14 protein-coding genes are annotated in these 16,205 nt (G+C 53.8%); 4 read left to right on the top strand and 10 right to left on the bottom strand.

All coding sequences use genetic code 11. The annotated features are described in order from the left end of the window. Positions 1–27: 27 nt before the first annotated feature. The 4 genes from deoC to HG15A2_RS09005 all read left to right on the top strand — a co-directional run bounded on the left by deoC (position 28) and on the right by HG15A2_RS09005 (position 2,830). The gene (deoC, locus tag HG15A2_RS08990) at positions 28–744 is read left to right on the top strand and encodes a deoxyribose-phosphate aldolase (RefSeq protein WP_145059807.1); all 717 of its coding nucleotides are present in this window, start codon (positions 28–30) and stop codon (positions 742–744) included. 147 nt (positions 745–891) lie between these two features. Then, positions 892–1,107: a GxxExxY protein gene (locus HG15A2_RS08995; protein ID WP_218932550.1), complete on the top strand. Its 216-nt coding sequence runs from the start codon at positions 892–894 to the stop codon at positions 1,105–1,107. Positions 1,108–1,169: 62 nt separating this feature from the next. After that, the gene (locus HG15A2_RS09000) at positions 1,170–2,006 is read left to right on the top strand and encodes a purine-nucleoside phosphorylase (RefSeq protein ID WP_145059810.1); all 837 of its coding nucleotides are present in this window, start codon (positions 1,170–1,172) and stop codon (positions 2,004–2,006) included. Between the two features lie 2 nt (positions 2,007–2,008). Beyond that, on the top strand, positions 2,009–2,830 hold the full coding sequence (locus HG15A2_RS09005) for a purine-nucleoside phosphorylase (RefSeq protein WP_145059811.1): 822 nt from the start codon (positions 2,009–2,011) through the stop codon (positions 2,828–2,830). Between the two features lie 161 nt (positions 2,831–2,991). Here the strand turns inward: HG15A2_RS09005 and HG15A2_RS09010 are convergent, their stop codons facing one another. The 10 genes from HG15A2_RS09010 to HG15A2_RS09055 form a co-directional block, all read right to left on the bottom strand. Continuing rightward, positions 2,992–4,200, bottom strand: a complete 1,209-nt coding sequence (locus HG15A2_RS09010; protein WP_145059813.1) for a DUF5009 domain-containing protein — start codon at positions 4,198–4,200, stop codon at positions 2,992–2,994. A gap of 115 nt (positions 4,201–4,315) precedes the next feature. Beyond that, the gene (locus HG15A2_RS09015) at positions 4,316–5,179 is read right to left on the bottom strand and encodes an endo alpha-1,4 polygalactosaminidase (RefSeq protein ID WP_218932427.1); all 864 of its coding nucleotides are present in this window, start codon (positions 5,177–5,179) and stop codon (positions 4,316–4,318) included. Between the two features lie 115 nt (positions 5,180–5,294). Then, complete coding sequence (locus HG15A2_RS09020; RefSeq protein ID WP_218932428.1) at positions 5,295–6,980, bottom strand: DUF4832 domain-containing protein; 1,686 nt, start codon at positions 6,978–6,980, stop codon at positions 5,295–5,297. 212 nt (positions 6,981–7,192) lie between these two features. Further along, entirely contained in the window at positions 7,193–8,140 is a 948-nt protein-coding gene (locus HG15A2_RS09025) for a PEP-CTERM sorting domain-containing protein (protein WP_145059817.1), read from the bottom strand. A 153-nt stretch (positions 8,141–8,293) separates the two neighbouring features. After that, the gene (locus HG15A2_RS09030) at positions 8,294–8,983 is read right to left on the bottom strand and encodes a hypothetical protein (protein ID WP_145059819.1); all 690 of its coding nucleotides are present in this window, start codon (positions 8,981–8,983) and stop codon (positions 8,294–8,296) included. Positions 8,984–9,105: 122 nt separating this feature from the next. Beyond that, entirely contained in the window at positions 9,106–10,182 is a 1,077-nt protein-coding gene (locus HG15A2_RS09035) for a DUF1559 domain-containing protein (protein ID WP_218932429.1), read from the bottom strand. A 123-nt stretch (positions 10,183–10,305) separates the two neighbouring features. Beyond that, positions 10,306–12,015: a FecR domain-containing protein gene (locus HG15A2_RS09040; RefSeq protein WP_145059822.1), complete on the bottom strand. Its 1,710-nt coding sequence runs from the start codon at positions 12,013–12,015 to the stop codon at positions 10,306–10,308. A gap of 56 nt (positions 12,016–12,071) precedes the next feature. Further along, positions 12,072–12,581, bottom strand: coding sequence for a sigma-70 family RNA polymerase sigma factor (locus HG15A2_RS09045; protein ID WP_145059823.1), 510 nt, complete (start codon positions 12,579–12,581; stop codon positions 12,072–12,074). Between the two features lie 397 nt (positions 12,582–12,978). Continuing rightward, positions 12,979–14,841: a DNA helicase RecQ gene (recQ, locus tag HG15A2_RS09050; protein WP_218932430.1), complete on the bottom strand. Its 1,863-nt coding sequence runs from the start codon at positions 14,839–14,841 to the stop codon at positions 12,979–12,981. A 46-nt stretch (positions 14,842–14,887) separates the two neighbouring features. Then, complete coding sequence (locus tag HG15A2_RS09055) at positions 14,888–16,051, bottom strand: UDP-N-acetylglucosamine--N-acetylmuramyl-(pentapeptide) pyrophosphoryl-undecaprenol N-acetylglucosamine transferase (RefSeq protein ID WP_145059824.1); 1,164 nt, start codon at positions 16,049–16,051, stop codon at positions 14,888–14,890. Between the last annotated feature and the right edge of the window lie 154 nt (positions 16,052–16,205).

Genomic DNA, 16,205 nt, shown 5'->3' on the forward strand with positions numbered 1-16,205 from the left:
CGACTTTCCTCTTTCCCATTTCGTGCTATGTCTGTTGTTTCGCTAATTGACCACGCCGTTCTTAGTCCCACGCAAACTGAGGCCGACCTGCGCGAGGCCTGCGAGTTTTGCATCGAGTTGGCCGTCGCAAGCGTTTGTGTGAAACCGTCGATGGCAGCACTGGCGAGCGAACTGCTTGCCGATTCGCCCGTCGCTGCGAGCACCGTCATTGGTTTCCCCCACGGCGGCACGAGCACCGGAACCAAGGTGCGCGAGACGGAGATTGCGTGTAACGACGGCATCGTGGAGGTTGATATGGTCGTGAACCTTGGCCACGTGTTTGCGCAGAACTGGCAGGCGGTTGAGCAAGACATTCGCGAGGTTGTCCAAGCCGCTAAGGCAGGTGGAGCGATCACAAAAGTGATCTTTGAAACAGGCCTGCTTCCGAGCGACGATGTGAAACGCCGCCTGTGCGAAATCAGCGAAGCCGCCGGAGCCGCCTTTGTGAAAACCTCCACTGGCTTTGGCATGTTGAAGAATGAAGACGGCAGCATGCGTTCCACGGGTGCCACCGCGCACGACATCAAGCTTATGCGAGCGGCGTGCAGTGATGCCGTCGCCGTGAAAGCGTCGGGCGGTATCCGCAGTTACGAGGATGCCGTCAAACTGGTTGAGTTGGGCGCTACCCGTCTTGGCACGAGCGGCACCAAAGTGATTGCTGCGGGTGAAAGCGGCGAAAAAGTGGTTAGTAAGTTGGATTATTGATTTTTGAACAGAAGGAAACAGAGAGAGCAGAGTTGGTGGACGATCTGATCGAAATTCAGTAGGAAAATAGCTGTGCATCCTGACTTTGAGGGAGCTTCCAGCCTAACCGGCGGAATCATTAACGCAGCGATAGAAGTCCACCGCCATATGGGGCCAGGTCTCCTTGAATCTGTGTATGAATGGTGTTTGACGAGAGAGCTAGAAGACAGCGGGCATCACGTCAGCTCACAGAAAAATGTTGTCATTCGCTACAAACATCATTCACGTGCTGAAGAACTGCGTTACGGCCTACTAGTAAACTTTCACCAGAACAAGCTTACCGATGGTGTCTCCCGGTTGATACTTCCCGGTGCAAATCGATAATGTGCATCGACTCAGTTCTCTCTGTTTCCTCCTGTTAACAACCTTTGTAGAAGAAAAATAAAGTGCTAGAACTCTACGGACAAATCGAAGAAGCAGTTGCCTTCATTCGTACGAAATGGGATCAAACACCGGTTGCTGGCATCGTGCTGGGAACCGGCTTGGGAAACTTGGCTGCTCAGATCGAGTCGCCGATCGCGATCGACTATGCGGACATTCCGAACTTTCCTGTGAGTACCGCGACCAGCCATGCGGGACGTTTCGTTTGTGGCATGCTTGATGGCGTACCTATCGTGGCGATGGAGGGGCGCATCCATCAATACGAAGGTGTGCCGCTGAAGCAAATCACCTTGCCGATTCGCGTGATGAAAGCCCTGGGGGCGAATCTGCTCATCGTTTCGCAAGCGGTTGGAGGCATGAATCCGCAGTATGTGGCCGGCGATGTGATGATCATCGACGATCAAATCAATCTCATGGGAGATAACCCGCTGGTGGGCGTGAATGACGATCGCCTCGGCGAGCGCTTCCCAGATATGTCTGCACCCTACACGCCGGAACTCATCGAAGTAGGCATGGAGATTGCCCGGCAGGGTAACTTCCATGTCCATCGCGGCGTAACAGTTGCAGTCACGGGCCCAAATTTAGAAACGCGGGCCGAGTACCGTTTTCTGCGCATGATCGGTGCTGATGTGGTCGGCATGTCCACCGTGCCCGAGGTGATTGTCGCCGTGCATGGCGGCATGCGGGTATTTGGCCTGTCGGTCGTTACGGACATGTGCCTGCCGGACGCGCTGAAAGTAGCAGTCACCGAGGAAATCATTGCCGTAGCAAACGCCGCTGAACCGAAGTTGCGAGCCCTTGTGCTGGGCGTTCTTGCTCACGAAGCGAAACGCAAGGCCTAGTTATGCTCGAACTTGCTAGTCAGATGAAAGAGGCAGCCGCGGCGGTCCAGGCTCGCTGGTCTGAGCAGCCCGTTGCTGGCATCATCTTGGGGACCGGCCTAGGCCGGCTTGCCGATGAGATTGCCGATTCGGTAGCGATTCCCTACGCCGATGTTCCGCACTTTCCGCAATCGACTGCTATCGGACATGCTGGCCAACTGGTGTGTGGGCAATTAGCTGGCCGGCCCGTCGTGGCATTCCAGGGCCGATTCCATCTCTACGAAGGCAACAGTGCCCAGCAGGCTGCGATGCCTGTGCGGCTGCTCCAAGCCATGAACGTTCCCGCGATGATCGTGTCCAACGCTGCTGGCGGACTCAATCCGCACTACCGCGTGGGCGACTTGATGATGATCGAGGATCAAATCAATCTGCAATTTGATAATCCGCTGATCGGCGTGAACGACGATAATCTGGGCCCACGTTTCCCTGACATGTCTGCACCCTATGACATCGAGTTGCAAACGCAGGCCGCTCAGATTGCCCAACAGGCAGACATCGAATTGCATCGCGGCGTTTACGTGTCGGTACTCGGACCGAACTACGAAACTCGTGCCGAATATCGCATGGCCCGCCAGTTGGGCGGCGACGCAGTCGGCATGTCAACCACGCCAGAAACTACCGCAGCCCGTCACGCCGGCATGCGAGTGCTCGGCTTCTCCACCATCACGAACGTGGGTTCGCCGGACATTCTTAGCGAAACCGATGGCCACGACGTGATCGCTGCTGCAGACGCTGCGAGTGGCAAGCTGCGGACGATCGTCGAAGGCGTCGTGAGCAGTTTCTAGCTTCGCTCACATTTCTTCAGGTGCTGTTAGAGCGTCGCCTGCCGAATTCGTTCCGGGAATGCCTCGCCGTACTCGGCCAGTTTCTTCTCGCCCACGCCTACGACCTCGAACCGCCATTGTCAGGTGAGTATATTGTCGGTCAATACACTATTGAAGCTGCGTTAGATGCGTAGAAATATTTTTCGAGAGTGCATCCACCAGCAGATCATCCACAGGCAGAGACCGACCGAGAAGTTTTCTAGTAGCGGTGTGAAAGCATCTCCACAAACCTCGAAGATAGCTGTTCCGAAGTGCGTATGGAGCGTAGAAAGTATCCAACCCGCGACCATGTAGATCATGCAGTACATGGCAATTGAGTTGCGCCCAACAATGATCGCCGGCCAAGCCCAGCGCTGCCATTTGAGGAGATCGATCAGCGCGTACAAGAATCCCAGGCAGAGTAAGCAAAGTCCTGTCGAAAGCAGCCCGAAACTGGGCGTCCAAATCCGCTTCACGATCGGGCACAACCCAACGGCTTGCAGTACCCAGCCAATCGCAATCGACAGCAGGCCCGCAGTGATCAGAATGTATAGGTTTGTTTTCATGTCGTTACGATGGCGCAATAACTCGCCAGCCATAAGCCCGAAGATCATTGTTGAGAGCGATGGAATAAAGTTGAGCGTGTTGTAACCGCCATCGTTTGCAACGAAATCTGCCTCACGCGGGAAGAGGTTCAACAGCCACTGATCGAAATAGTGACCTGGGTGAGCGTTCTTGTTCCAATGTGCGAAAAAACCCTCGTAGTAAACCTTTCCATCGACGATCGCATAATCGTAATCACTTTCGGGAAGTGGCCAAAAAGCGAAGAGAGCCCAGTACGCAAACAAGAGCCCGAGGGCAGCGAGCAGTTGGATTTTCCATGGTTTGTTCCACAGTAGAAATAGGCCCACGTATCCTAAGCCAATTTGTGAGACCACATCCTCTAAAGTCCAGTAGGTACTCTCGCTTCCCAACGAGCGCAGAAGCACTCCCAGCAGGACTAGCACGATCGCACGGTAGCAAGCGTGGCAAAGCATACACGCATAAGAATGTCCTTGGCGCTGGCGAGAGGCGTAGGAATACGCCATCGACACACCAACCATGAACATGAAGGATGGCTGGATCATGTCCCAGAATGTGATTCCTTGCCACTCGATATGCTCGAATTGAACCAATAGGCTTCCTAGCCAAGGCACATTTTCGTAGGCATTCTCGATCGGGACCATCCAACCCCAATGTGCTGCGGTAAACGCCAAGAGTAGCATTACTATCCCTCGGTAGGCGTCCAAGGAAAGTAGCCGGTCCGACTTCAATCGAGTTGCAGGACCGTTGGTAGAGATGGTTTCGCTCATGGTACGTGAGTTCCAGCTATTTCGTCACTGACCGCAAGCTACCTGTGGCAGGGGTCCAATCGACGGTCACAACTTGCCTCAGATGAATCTGCGAGAATTCGGGATTAAAAAGAAATCAGCTCCCCGGCGGAGCAACAAATTGGTCGAGAGCTCTGACGCTAACATAGGGGATAAAGCCCGCTTCGCGTTGGCGATCGTAGGAATCTTGTAGACTGCGTGGCGCCTTGGCATAATCGACGCCCAACAGCAGTTTACCCTGGGTTTTTATAAATTGAGCATTGGCTCGATTCTCACGGCACCACTTCTGGTCGCACGGCTTGTCATGGGCAAGGTAGAAGGGCGACTCAAGAGCCAGGCCGTCAATCGCGCGCAGGTAAGTGTTGTTCGTATGAGGTTCCCAGAACGACCAGGTTGCCAGCTCTGGGCAGTTTTGCGCGACAATTTTGAAGTCGCGATTTCTTGCCTTGGCAAACTTCGAGATGCGCGCTAGCAAGGCAACCATTCGTTTGGCACGTTCTTCCGCACTAAGCCCAGTGTCGGGAATTTCCTCGTAGGCGGTAATGAGGTCTAAGTAGATTCCATCAAATCCGCATTTCAGGGCAAGTTCAATGCGAGATTGGACCACCGGCCACCAACGCTCGTCCCAGTACTTGACGTATTGTTCTTTGGGCCAGCCCTCTACCTGTCCTGCCATCAGGTCAGTTGGAACGGCAGACCACTCGGGACGGTATCGCTCAATCGCGCCAATCTCAAAATATGCCAACACTATTTTGTCAGTACTCTTAATCGTACTTACTTCGTCGGCCGTGAAGTATTCGGAACCACCATCTCTCGATAAGTCGATCACCAGTAAGTCGACCGGAGCAGAGACCAGAGAATCGAATCCCCGCCCTTCGTACCCCGTCAGCTGGTAACCCCAAGAGGTGACTTGATCGAAGGCTGGCGGAGCGGCCAGTGTGCTCTCATGTAACAAGGACACCAGTATTGATATCAAGAGAATCTTTATGCACCTAGACTTTTGCACGGACGACTCTACTTGTTTGAGTATCTAGGTGCTTGAGTATTCGGAATTTATCAAGAGAATACACCCCTGACTATCGCTGCCTAAGAGCTATCAGTGAGAGCAAGTAACCGACAACACCCAGGCAAACACCGTGTGGCTCGGGGACTGCTTGAAGCGTACTGGGGGGTGTCGAAGCAACGCCAAAATTGGCTTGCCAATCCGCGAGATCGCTCAATTGAAACGTGCTACCCATTCCAAGTTGCCATCGAAGAAAATCAGCTCCATCCACCTTGCCGTCGGCATCAAAATCTCCAGCCAGCAGAAGCGAATTAGGATCGACGACTTCCTCAAAGGAATCTCCTACTTGGTAGCTAGTGCCATCAGCACTTTGTGAAATTTGCAGGTCCGTCTTGAGAACATTGATGCCCGTCGTCGCATCCCAGACATTTTGGTTAGCAAAGCGAATCGAGTAGCGCACGTCGTCGTCTAGCGAATCTTCAAGGTCGGGCATCTTGATGCCAACCGTATAAGTGCCTTCCGCCATGTCCGCCGGAATACTCAGCACGGCCTGCACATCATTGCTTGTGCCGCCACTCCAGAACCGGGGATCAATCTGGAGTGGGGCTGAAACGATTTCACCGGAACTGTTATTTTCGAGTGTTATTTCAACTTCTCGAGGATTGAATAGCTCACCAAATCCTACGTTATCTATTTCAAACTCAATTTGCAGTAGGCCGCTCGGTTTCACTTCGTCGGGTAAGGCTGCCGTTTGCAGTTCGAAGCGATAACCTAACCGTTGCGATATTTGCTGGTAGCTATCGCTGTATCCGTCTGCCGTGTTGCCGTCGTTTTTCCAACTATTGAGAACGTTGGTGTTGTAATCGATGTTGAGGTAGTCGGTATGTAGTTGCTCCATTTCGTTAACGGCATTGACGCCCGTTGAGAATGCGCTGTCGGCACACGTTTCTCCGCCGTGGGGTGCATACTTGCTTTCAGCACCGATATAGTCCAGTTCATCTTGCCGAGTGAAACCTGGAGTAACATACGTGCCAAAGTCACTTGACGAAGCCAAAAAACAATCGTTCAGATGCCCTACTCGCGATAAATCGGAACCATCAAACGCATTGGCCTCGGTAATCGTGTTGGTCGTGCTGGCGGCGGAACCGTTGAAGATCTGGCGTTTGAAATGGGGTGTCCGGATTCCCACCATGCGATCTTCTGGTAGTGCGTCGAGAATAGCAGTAAGAATTTCGGTACGATCTGCGGCGTTGTCGAGTCCGTTAGTCGAGCTATGCCACTCGCCCCAGCCACCGATAAAGCCGGCATCCATATGGTAAATGACGTCCTTGTTGGATTCCCACAGCGGCTGGAGTTGCTGGATATGGTTGAGAATCACCGACTTAGGTGCATCGGCACCGCCATTATCGTTGTAAGCAACACGCGGTTTTACCTTGATTCCTGCCGAGCGTGCCGCGTCGAATCCAGACTGGATATCGTCAAGGAACGACTGGCTAAACGGAGAGTTGCGAAACTGGTCAGCGAGAATTCGACCATAGACCAAAGTCTCGCCGCCCGAACGAACATCTTGATAGAACCAAGGATTGGTCAGGTCGGAGAACTTGAAGAATCCGCGTTCAGGATTGAGGATGTCGGCATTGGAAGACTGGAAAGTGATCGTTTGTAAGGGCGGTTCAGCTGCGGAGGCCAAACTCGAAGTGAAACCGATCCCCGTCAGAAGCGTAAACGCAATCAGCGTTCGAGACAAAAGGTGGTGCAATCTGAGCGATCTTTGTATTCGAATAACCATCTCAACTCGATTCCGGATAATTAAACCACTGAAACGGTCGTCCACATGTGTATGTGCAGGCAACGTGACCGCAAAGGCTCTGCCATCCAACTTTCATCTCTCAAGCTGCTGCCGGCAGTGTGCGAAAGCACAACGCCGGCAGGTGCATACTGCCCTGATGCACCGCAGCTTAAGAATCAATCTTAACGTCGGCGCCGTAGAGCCGAGGTCAAGAGCCCGACCATCGCGAGAGCAATGCTACTTGCTTCAGGCACAGCTGAAATGCTAGGGATCGATCCAGTCCCGTAATGATCTTGCCAATCAGTCAAGTCGTCGGCATCGTAGGGATTTCCAAAGTCTTGCTGCCACTCTAAATAGTCGGCTCCGTCGACTACTTCATCGGAGTTGAAATCACCAGGAGTGCCTGGGTTTGGATTCTCAGCAAAGGTGTAAACCAGCGATTCGAACTCGAACGTTGTCCCGTTATTTAATATGTCTCCAGCTCCAACGTCGGTATAGGTCATTAAAGTAAAAGTATCTCCTGTGAAAACGGGCGTTCCAGGTGCATCTGGGCCTATCGCTAGGCTTCTGGGAATCGCCCACTCCATCTGTGTGCCAGTGGGGGGACCACTCTCATCGAAGAAAGGAAAGGTGACTCCAAGGCCAATAAAGTCTCCGCCAAAGTCCACAACCCCATCGACTCCAGTGTTAAAGTTAGTAATGTCTTGCACGAATGGAAAATCTGTTTGATATCCTAATTCCGATCCAATTGCTCCAAGGTCAAATATGTCGTTGCCTGTTGCAAGATCGTTATCAAGGTCGAACGCAAGGTTCATCGTCGCGAGCGAGGCCGACGTCGTGTTTAACAATGTCACTCGTATGTATAAATTGTTATCGTCGTTAGCAATCTGAACCGTGTCGAGGTCAGGGAAGCCACCTGGATTGTCTGCTACACCTCCGTTGTCCGTGTAGGCGATGGGTATCCCTGCCCAGTCGTCAAACTCGGTGCCTGGATCTTCTCCCTGTACCTGGAGCCCCGATGCAAATGTGCTTGGGGCGATAACGCCGTGTGCTTCTCTTACGTTCATGCCGGCTATGGCCAACAGCAACGCTAAGGAAAGACCTGGAACCAGTAACCGGATAAAAGGCATCGCTAACCTCCTCTGTTTGCTTCTCACATTGCGCATCACGATACATTGCGCTAGTGTATTGAATTTAATAGAAAATTGTGGTCGAGCAGTTATCTGCCGAACAAGCGGCGGTCGCGGTTGCCTCGCGACCGCCCTTGTTCAGCGAAATCCTTATTATCGACGCCTTGTGAAAACTAGGCACCCAGCCATGGCTACGAGTAGGCACGCAGAGGCAGGCTCAGGCACGGCAAGCGTGTAATTGATCACGCCGCTGACATCTCCGTTGCCGGTGTCAGTCCAGAAAAGTAGGCGGACAGTATCGTCGGGGAAAACTTCGCCCAATGCCGTGGGCGGATTTCGCAAGATGTCAAGCGAAATGGCAAGCTCTCGCTCATTGGAATCGGCGAAAGCATCAAGCAGTGCGGCGCCACTACCAAAGAAGTCGCCGGTCATTCCTTGTCCATCGTTAAAGATGCCGGCGCCAGACAAACCGCCATTAGACGAGGTGAATGGGAAATCGTTTTGCCAGCCGGAGTCTTGACCAATCAAACCCAAGCCAAAAATGTCGAAGCCGGTGGCAACGTCGTCGTCAACGTCAATACCAGTGAACAGGCCGAGCGACACGCTGCTGTGAAATGTGTTGCGGATGTAGAGAAAATTAGCGTCATTAGCAATCTGCGTCTCCGCGATATCGATAGAGCCCACATTGTCGGCAGCGTCGCTGTCAACAACGGGAATACCAATCCAATCTGAGTGATCGTCGTCAATGACGATGGTTTTGAAGGTGCCGGCGTTTGTGGCGGTACCCACCAGTGCTACCAAGGCCCAAATCCCTGCAATCTTAAGCGTGTATCGAAGTCTCATTAGTTTCCCTCCTATCAAAGTTTAAAACGGACATCAAAAAACTAACTAAAAATTGAATGCGGAACACGAGTCTACATCCGTCTGCAAATTGACTATCTGGCGTCTGGTCTCGTTCATTATGCCTACTCGTTCGCAACTATGCCATCGGATCGGTGACCACGCGTACGGTGGACATCAGGATCGATGTCAAAGGAAACAAACCGCGTCGAGGCATCGCAAAAAGCCATGTTGAACCCGGAGGTATGCGCAGAACCAAATTTCAGCTCGTCTCCAGTGCTTTGACCGGATTTGTCAGAGGACAGCTCAACAGGGCGGTTAAATTTGACCCGACTTGCCGTGATCCGAAGCGTATCGGCATTCGCCCCACTAAAGCCCGGTTCGTTGTCACCAATATCCAGGCCATCTTCGTAGTGGTCGGTGGACATGTACTTCTCACCTACCATATATACATTGGATGTACCATCTTCCACACGGCGAAATGCCACTTCCGATCTCGTATAGACAACTCCCGTAGCGTCTTCAAGAATAATGACTTGGTTTTGGTTCGTTGGTTCTCTGGAGTCCCAGCGAGGTTGCCAGGCATACTTCTTTCCGGTGAGATAGTCATTTTCCCCATAGGGAATGGCTGAGCCTCCCCCTGTGGGCTCAGCGACGAATACGTCGCCCGCGTTGGCGGCGTAGTCCGACTTACTACAGACATCGATGGGCGTTTCGCAATAGGCATAGGGTAATGCCGTGCTAGTCAGTGGAAATACGTTGGCAGTCCGTCGACTGGGGCAAGTCATTCCTTCAAATGGCGATTGCACACGTTGTAGCGTCGCGGCTTCCCGGGCGACTCCAGTAAGCCCGTTACCCAAGTCGTGAAGACTTTGTTGTTCAATGTAGGGCAAGATGTTGTAGAGCCATCCGCCAGGCTGATTCTTGCCATAGCCATATTCGGGATAACCTAGCCAGTTGAATAACCAGCCACCTGTTGGCAGATGATTGTGGGCGCCGTGATGATTGTGGAAAGCCAGCGCTAACTGCCGTACTTGATTTGCACACTGAGTCCTGCGGGCGGACTCTCGGGCAGCTTGAACCGCAGGAAGCAATAGTCCAACCAGCACACCAATGATGGCTATGACAACGAGTAGCTCCACCAAGGTAAACGCCCTGCATTGGGATTTCTTGTTGGGATCCGTATTGGGTGTCTTGAGCATCGTTCTCATTCGTAATTCGCTATTCGTAGTCATCGCTATTGAATGTTTCTCGATCCGCCCGTCGCGGTCGATGCTGCCAACTCATCCTATTTGCCGATTGCCCACTACCTGCTGCACTCTACCCTATTGCACGACATCAATCCATTTATGGCTGACTCGCACCTCATCTAATGTGGCCATGGTGCGATCGTCCATTTCCCAACATCGGATTGCAATCGCGTCCGCGCCTGGCTGGCCCGTGTCGCGGATGATTACTTTTTTGGGCGTTGATTCATCGGCAAGCGTGGGGTTGATCCAAATGGATAGTCGCTCTTGATCTCCTACGGCGTCCATTTCCAGCTTGCCGACTATCAAGTGCCGACTCCCCTTCGCGTACTGCCCGCAGTCGCCAACGCTTTGCTCAACTTCAGGGGCTCCAAAGGGAGCAAGTCGACCAGAAAATTGTCCGTCGGTAATGCCAATGACCGCCAAGTTTCCATCTCCATTGCTCCAATAATGTGGAATGAACTTGAAAAGTTCTAGCCAAGCGGAGCAGCGGTCATCGGGTCCATCAAGTTGGAATTCAGCTGAAAAATAGAGTAGCTCTGCAGGAGCCAAACTAGGACCGAGACGCCGTTCCACTACGCCATCGCCCGAACCACGAGATATCGCTCCATGGCTACCAAGCATGAACGAAACACTATTGCTGTCAGGCGTATTAATCCACGAGCCACTCCAACCGAAGCCGCCGTTTCTGCCCGTCAGCCGCGTACCAGGGCTGCCTTGCCCGAACGAGTCGATTGCCATACCGTTGAAGCCGCCAGCGAGCATTTTGTCTTTGATTTGAGGGAGTGAACGAGGGAACTGGTGCAAAGGCTCAGTAATCTCACTCACGCGCACTAGCGAGCTTTGCTCGTCAATCACCATTTTTCTTGCTGCCCCAGCCACAAGGCCTATTGCTGCCGGTTTCTGTCCTGTCGTCGATTGCTGCGCTGCCATCGGTTGCTGAGACGTACGTCGTTCAGGATGCAATTCAAGTTCCCCCTCAAAGACTTGCACCTCGATCTCATCGCCAACGTTGACACCAAACGCGGTGCCCAAATCGACCACCCGCCCTAAGGGAGTATCCACAGTAAATCCCTGAGCTACCTCCGGTACGACCGCCGAAAGTTCACCGCCTGAGAGGAAGCAATCCATTCCTGAGTCAATCCGCAACTTGGCGGGGCCGCGCACGATGATCTCCGCGCCACAATCGAATCGCAACTTAGCCAGGCCTTCGAGGAGATTTAATTGATCTTTGCTTTTCAGCATCCCACCTTGGATCGACGCGACAGTTCCATCACCCCAGTGGCAATCGTCCTGCTGAACGATGCTTGCAACATAATGCACCCGGCTGCGGCCAAATGGAGTTAACACACTATCGCCAGTGGAGGAAAACAGCACCCAGGCGGCGATGCAGGCGACGATCGCTGCTACGCTGGCTGCGAATCGTGGTCCTATCCAAGATTTCCAGCTTTCACTACGAAGTGTTACCGGGGGGGGCGACTCGAAACCCTCACCCATTTTGGTAGAGCTCACCTGGGCAGTAGGACCCTGCGAATAAGCCACACTGGCATGCATGTGGAGATACTGAATGTAGGTACTGCGAGCTTCTTTCGAGCGACGCAACAATTCATGCAATTTATTAGCATCCGTTTCATTCAGCATTCCGTCGCACAAAGAACTGAGCAGGTCGTTGAGCTGTTCTTTTTCAGGAGAATCTAGAGGCGATTCGTTCTGCCCATACTGATCGCCGCCAGCCGAAGATTGCGGGTGCATGTTCTCGGAGTTTTCTCTCGGGATATGTTTGTCCATGACAATCTCGTCAAAGGGCGGCCAGCTTTATAGTCTCTTAGCTTAGACCTCCTGGTCTAAGTCGCTTGTTGTACGCAATGCAAGAGTGCACCTCGGATACGCCGGAGTGAGTTGCAAATTGATTCCACCGAACGGCCGAGGCTGGTAGCCAAGGCACTTGTGCTTGACCCATGCAGGTAACGTGAGCGAATTAGCTTTTGGTCGTCGTCACGAAGCCTCTTAAGGCAGCCTTGAAGGGCTCCGTCCTGGCTGTCCAATAGGTCGCTCATCTCTATTGCTTGCACGGCAAGTTGCTCAAGCACCTCGTCGCTTAGGAGTTTGTCGGCCTTCTTTTGCCGGTCGCGAAATTTGCAGACTTCAAAACGAGCCACTTGTGTTGCCCAGGCGCGATAGCTGGTTCCCGGTTTAAAACTTGAAAACTTACGCCACAGAACCAGAGAAGTCTCCTGCAGGATTTCCTCCGCATCGGTCCAGTTGGGTACAAGTGTAAGAATGAATGAAAAAATCGCACGCTGATGGCGGGCATGATAGGTGATGAACATCTCTTGCAAATCAGGAGTTGCCATCTGAGTACCCTTTCTCGTCGCGTGTTACTCTTGCCATAGTCTTTCCAGTTACGCAGTTTCTCTAAGCTTCAAAAAACAAATTGCAGCCTATAGTTAAACCCTGTCGGTTGGAGAAAACTCACTCTTCTTCTTGTAGAAACTCGTAGGAAAGCTGTAAGTCTTTCCTGTCCCATGAGTTACGGAAGGAGGAAAATGATTGGCATTTTCCCGCCCGAGCGAGCCCCCGAAGGCGAATTGGGCAGCGCCAGCACCCGCGAGACTATCAGGAGGGTGTGATCTTCGCGTCAATTTAGCCCCATAACAACGAGGTAAGTCCCTCGAAGCAGGAAGCTGGTGTCTTATCTCTATATTCTCGAAAGAGGTCGGTCTATTCATTCTGTTGACTGAAATTGGGAATCTACTCGGCGAGCGTCGCCTGCCGAATTCGTTCCAGAAATGCCTCGCCGTACTCGGCCAGCTTCTTCTCGCCCACGCCGACGACTTCTCGTAGGCTATCTTCCGTGTGAGGCTTACGGCGGGCCATGTCGCGGAGGGTGCGATCGCCAAACACGATGTACGCCGGCACGCTGCGCTGCTGGGCAAGGTCGCGGCGGAGGTTTCGAAGTTCGGCGAAGAGATCGCGATCCACGTCTTCCCAGTCGTCGGCGTTCTCGCTCGTGGTGCGTACAACGCTGCGTTTCGACTTCGCCGGCTTGAGCAGCAATGGCTGCAACTCGCCCCGCAACAAGCGCTCCCCACGTTCTGTGAGTGAAAGCGTGTTGTATTCCCCAGTCTTCTCCAGAAAGCCTTGCCCAACGAGCTGCTCCGTCCAATCTCGCACGGCTCGAAGCGGATGCTCTTCCATCAGGCCATACGTGCTGAGCGTTTCATGTCCACGTTCGAGGATGCGTTGTTCGTTGGAACCGACGAGCACCTTGGCTGTGTAGTCTGCACCGTAGCGTTGCTCAAGTCTTATCACGCAGGACGCGATTTTCTGTCCGATGATGGTTGCATCTTCGACGAGATCGACTTCGGCAAGGCAGACATCGCAGGCACCGCAGTTTTCTCGGTCGAACTGTTGCCCGAAGTGTTCGACGATCGCACGGTGACGGCAGATGGCGCTTTGGCAGAAGGCCGACATCGAGGCGAGTGCCGTGAGAGCTCCCTCTTGACCATTCGCTTCCCCGTCCGCAATGATTCGCCGCCACAATGGTGCGTCGCCGCCGGAGTGAATCAGCAAGCACTCTGCCTCCAACCCGTCGCGCCCAGCTCGGCCGCTTTCTTGCTGATATTGCTCCAGCGACTTGGGCATGCCGAGATGCACTACATAGCGCACATTCGACTTGTCGATGCCCATGCCAAAGGCCACCGTGGCTACGATGATATCGACGGCTTCACTCGCGAATTCTTCCTGGTGCTGCCGGCGAATTTCAGCGTCGAGTCCAGCATGATAGGCACGCACTCGGCATCCCCAACCGGCAAGGGCTGCGGCAGTTCGCTCGACTTCCTTGCGACTGATGCAATAGACGATGCCCGCCGAGCCAGCGTGTTTTTCCACAACAGCGCGGACTTGTTCTAACGCTTGGTGCTTTCGCTTCACGCGGTAGATAAGATTCGGACGATCGAACGAGCCGACAAGCATTTGGGCATCTTCGAGGCCCAGTTGCTCGGCCACATCACGGCAAACTTGCTCAGTAGCTGTTGCGGTATAGGCGTGCATGCCGACACCAGGCAATGCATCTTTCAGAAGACGCAATTGGCGGTACTCTGGGCGAAAGTCGTGCCCCCATGAGCTAATGCAATGGGCCTCGTCGACGGCCACTTGCGAGACCTGAACCGACTTTAAGAATTCTACCGTTCGCTGTTGCACGACACGCTCTGGAGAGCAATACAGAAGCTTCAGCTTGCCGGAGCGAATGTCTTCAGCGATCTGTCGCTTCTCGTCGGGCCCGACCATGCTGTGCACGCATGCAGCGGGCACGCCGCAGTCGGTGAGTGAGTCGACTTGATCTTTCATCAAAGAAATCAGCGGCGAAACGACAACCGTGAGCCCCTCAAGCACCAGGGCAGGAGCCTGGTAGCACAACGATTTTCCACCACCAGTGGGCAACACCACAACCGAATCGCGATGTTCTAGTGCGAATTGCATCGCCTCTCGTTGAAGCGGACGGAACTGGTCGTAGCCCCAGTACTTCTTCAGCGCGGCGCGCAATGACTCTTGATCGGGTGACTGAAGATCGGTTCCGTCCTCAGCGGTCATGCTCTCGTCGTCCGCAGCCATAGCAGGCACATTTTAGCGAAGGCTGCGAGCTTGGGTAAGCGGTTGCCTAAGCTGCCACACGAGGGGCCAAGCTGCCTGAGAGGTGATCGCAGATACTTCCCGCGATCTCCGAGGCGGCCTGGGGGCGGGCCAGCTCTTGCATTTTGCCGGCCATTCTCCCGCGCAGCTCTAAATCGCTAAGTAGCGGGCTGAGTTCTCTCGACAAAGCGGAATTCAGCGCACCACCCTGTGAGCTTTCATCAATCATTCGGCTAGCTCCAGCCGCGGTAAAGACCTTCGCGTTCGCAATCTGGTGATTATCGACCGCCTGCGGATAAGGAACCAACAGTGCGGGCACGTTGGCCAAGGCCAACTCTGCCAGTGTGGTTCCGCCAGCGCGACACACGACCAAGTCGCTCTCAAAGAGGACCGACGCGATTTCGTCAATGAACGTGACGGCCAGCGCCGAGACTCCTGCAGATTCGTATCGAGCTTCAGTGGCTTGCAGTTGTCCTTCGCCTGTTTGGTGGACGATTTGCCAATCGGCGATTTGATCTTTGAGCTTCGAGAGTGCCTTGGGCATGTTCTCGTTGAGCGAGCGAGCACCTCCCGCACCGCCGAGAATGACTAGACGCTTGCGTCTGCCGTTGTTCTCTTCTGAGAAGCGTGCCTTGCTCGCTCCGGAACGTCTGTTCATCTGAGCGTAGAGCTTTTCAAACGCTGGACGCGAGGGGTTACCGGTTACGGTAACGGGTGCCTGTACATGCAGGTGGGGGCGCACTTCGTCAAATGCCGCACAAACAAGCGCGGCTGAGCGTGAGAGCCAGCGCGTCGTGCGACCGGGAATTGCATTTTGCTCCAGGAGAACCACCGGTATGCCACGAGCTACGGCTGAGCGCACCACGGCTGAGCTAGTATATCCGCCCAGCCCTACGACCATCGACACGCGTTGCTCGCGCAACATCCAACGTGCAGCACAGTACCCCATGGCATTATCAGTAAGAAATCTCAAAGCCTGTATAGGCGAATGCGGAGTCGGCTGAGCAGGGATCATCGTGTAGTGATAACCGGCGTTCCGTACGATGTGGCGTTCGCGTACTTTGCCGGAGCCGGCGAAGGTGATCATCGTCTTGGGAGCACGTCGCTGGAGATGCTCAGCGACTGCCAGGCCAGGAAAGAGGTGGCCAGCTGCGCCGCCACCGGCGAACAGCACATGAGAATTTGCGGGCATCGAGGTGTCCTCAGCTCAGGCGGTCTTCAATGCAGTCTTCAAAGCGTTTTCAGACTTTGGGGAGGCCGGCTCGCGGAGAACGCCCTATCGTGGCGAACTCCGCGACGGCTTGGATCCGCTGGGCGTCAGAACCTAAAGCTCTGACGCCCAGACG

Origin of the sequence: Adhaeretor mobilis (assembly GCF_007741515.1) — a bacterium.
In the GTDB taxonomy this organism is placed as follows: domain Bacteria; phylum Planctomycetota; class Planctomycetia; order Pirellulales; family Lacipirellulaceae; genus Adhaeretor; species Adhaeretor mobilis.

What these genes read in the sequence shown, in the direction of transcription:
- HG15A2_RS09030 (WP_145059819.1), bottom strand. Translation starts at nt 8,983, where the DNA reads ATGAGACTTCGATACACGCTTAAGATTGCAGGGATTTGGGCCTTGGTA.
- HG15A2_RS09045 (WP_145059823.1), bottom strand. Translation starts at nt 12,581, where the DNA reads ATGGCAACTCCTGATTTGCAAGAGATGTTCATCACCTATCATGCCCGC.
- HG15A2_RS09035 (WP_218932429.1), bottom strand. Translation starts at nt 10,182, where the DNA reads ATGCTCAAGACACCCAATACGGATCCCAACAAGAAATCCCAATGCAGG.
- recQ (WP_218932430.1), bottom strand. Translation starts at nt 14,841, where the DNA reads ATGGCTGCGGACGACGAGAGCATGACCGCTGAGGACGGAACCGATCTT.
- HG15A2_RS09010 (WP_145059813.1), bottom strand. Translation starts at nt 4,200, where the DNA reads ATGAGCGAAACCATCTCTACCAACGGTCCTGCAACTCGATTGAAGTCG.
- HG15A2_RS09005 (WP_145059811.1), top strand. Translation starts at nt 2,009, where the DNA reads ATGCTCGAACTTGCTAGTCAGATGAAAGAGGCAGCCGCGGCGGTCCAG.
- HG15A2_RS09040 (WP_145059822.1), bottom strand. Translation starts at nt 12,015, where the DNA reads ATGGACAAACATATCCCGAGAGAAAACTCCGAGAACATGCACCCGCAA.
- HG15A2_RS09055 (WP_145059824.1), bottom strand. Translation starts at nt 16,051, where the DNA reads ATGCCCGCAAATTCTCATGTGCTGTTCGCCGGTGGCGGCGCAGCTGGC.
- HG15A2_RS08995 (WP_218932550.1), top strand. Translation starts at nt 892, where the DNA reads ATGGGGCCAGGTCTCCTTGAATCTGTGTATGAATGGTGTTTGACGAGA.
- deoC (WP_145059807.1), top strand. Translation starts at nt 28, where the DNA reads ATGTCTGTTGTTTCGCTAATTGACCACGCCGTTCTTAGTCCCACGCAA.
- HG15A2_RS09025 (WP_145059817.1), bottom strand. Translation starts at nt 8,140, where the DNA reads ATGCCTTTTATCCGGTTACTGGTTCCAGGTCTTTCCTTAGCGTTGCTG.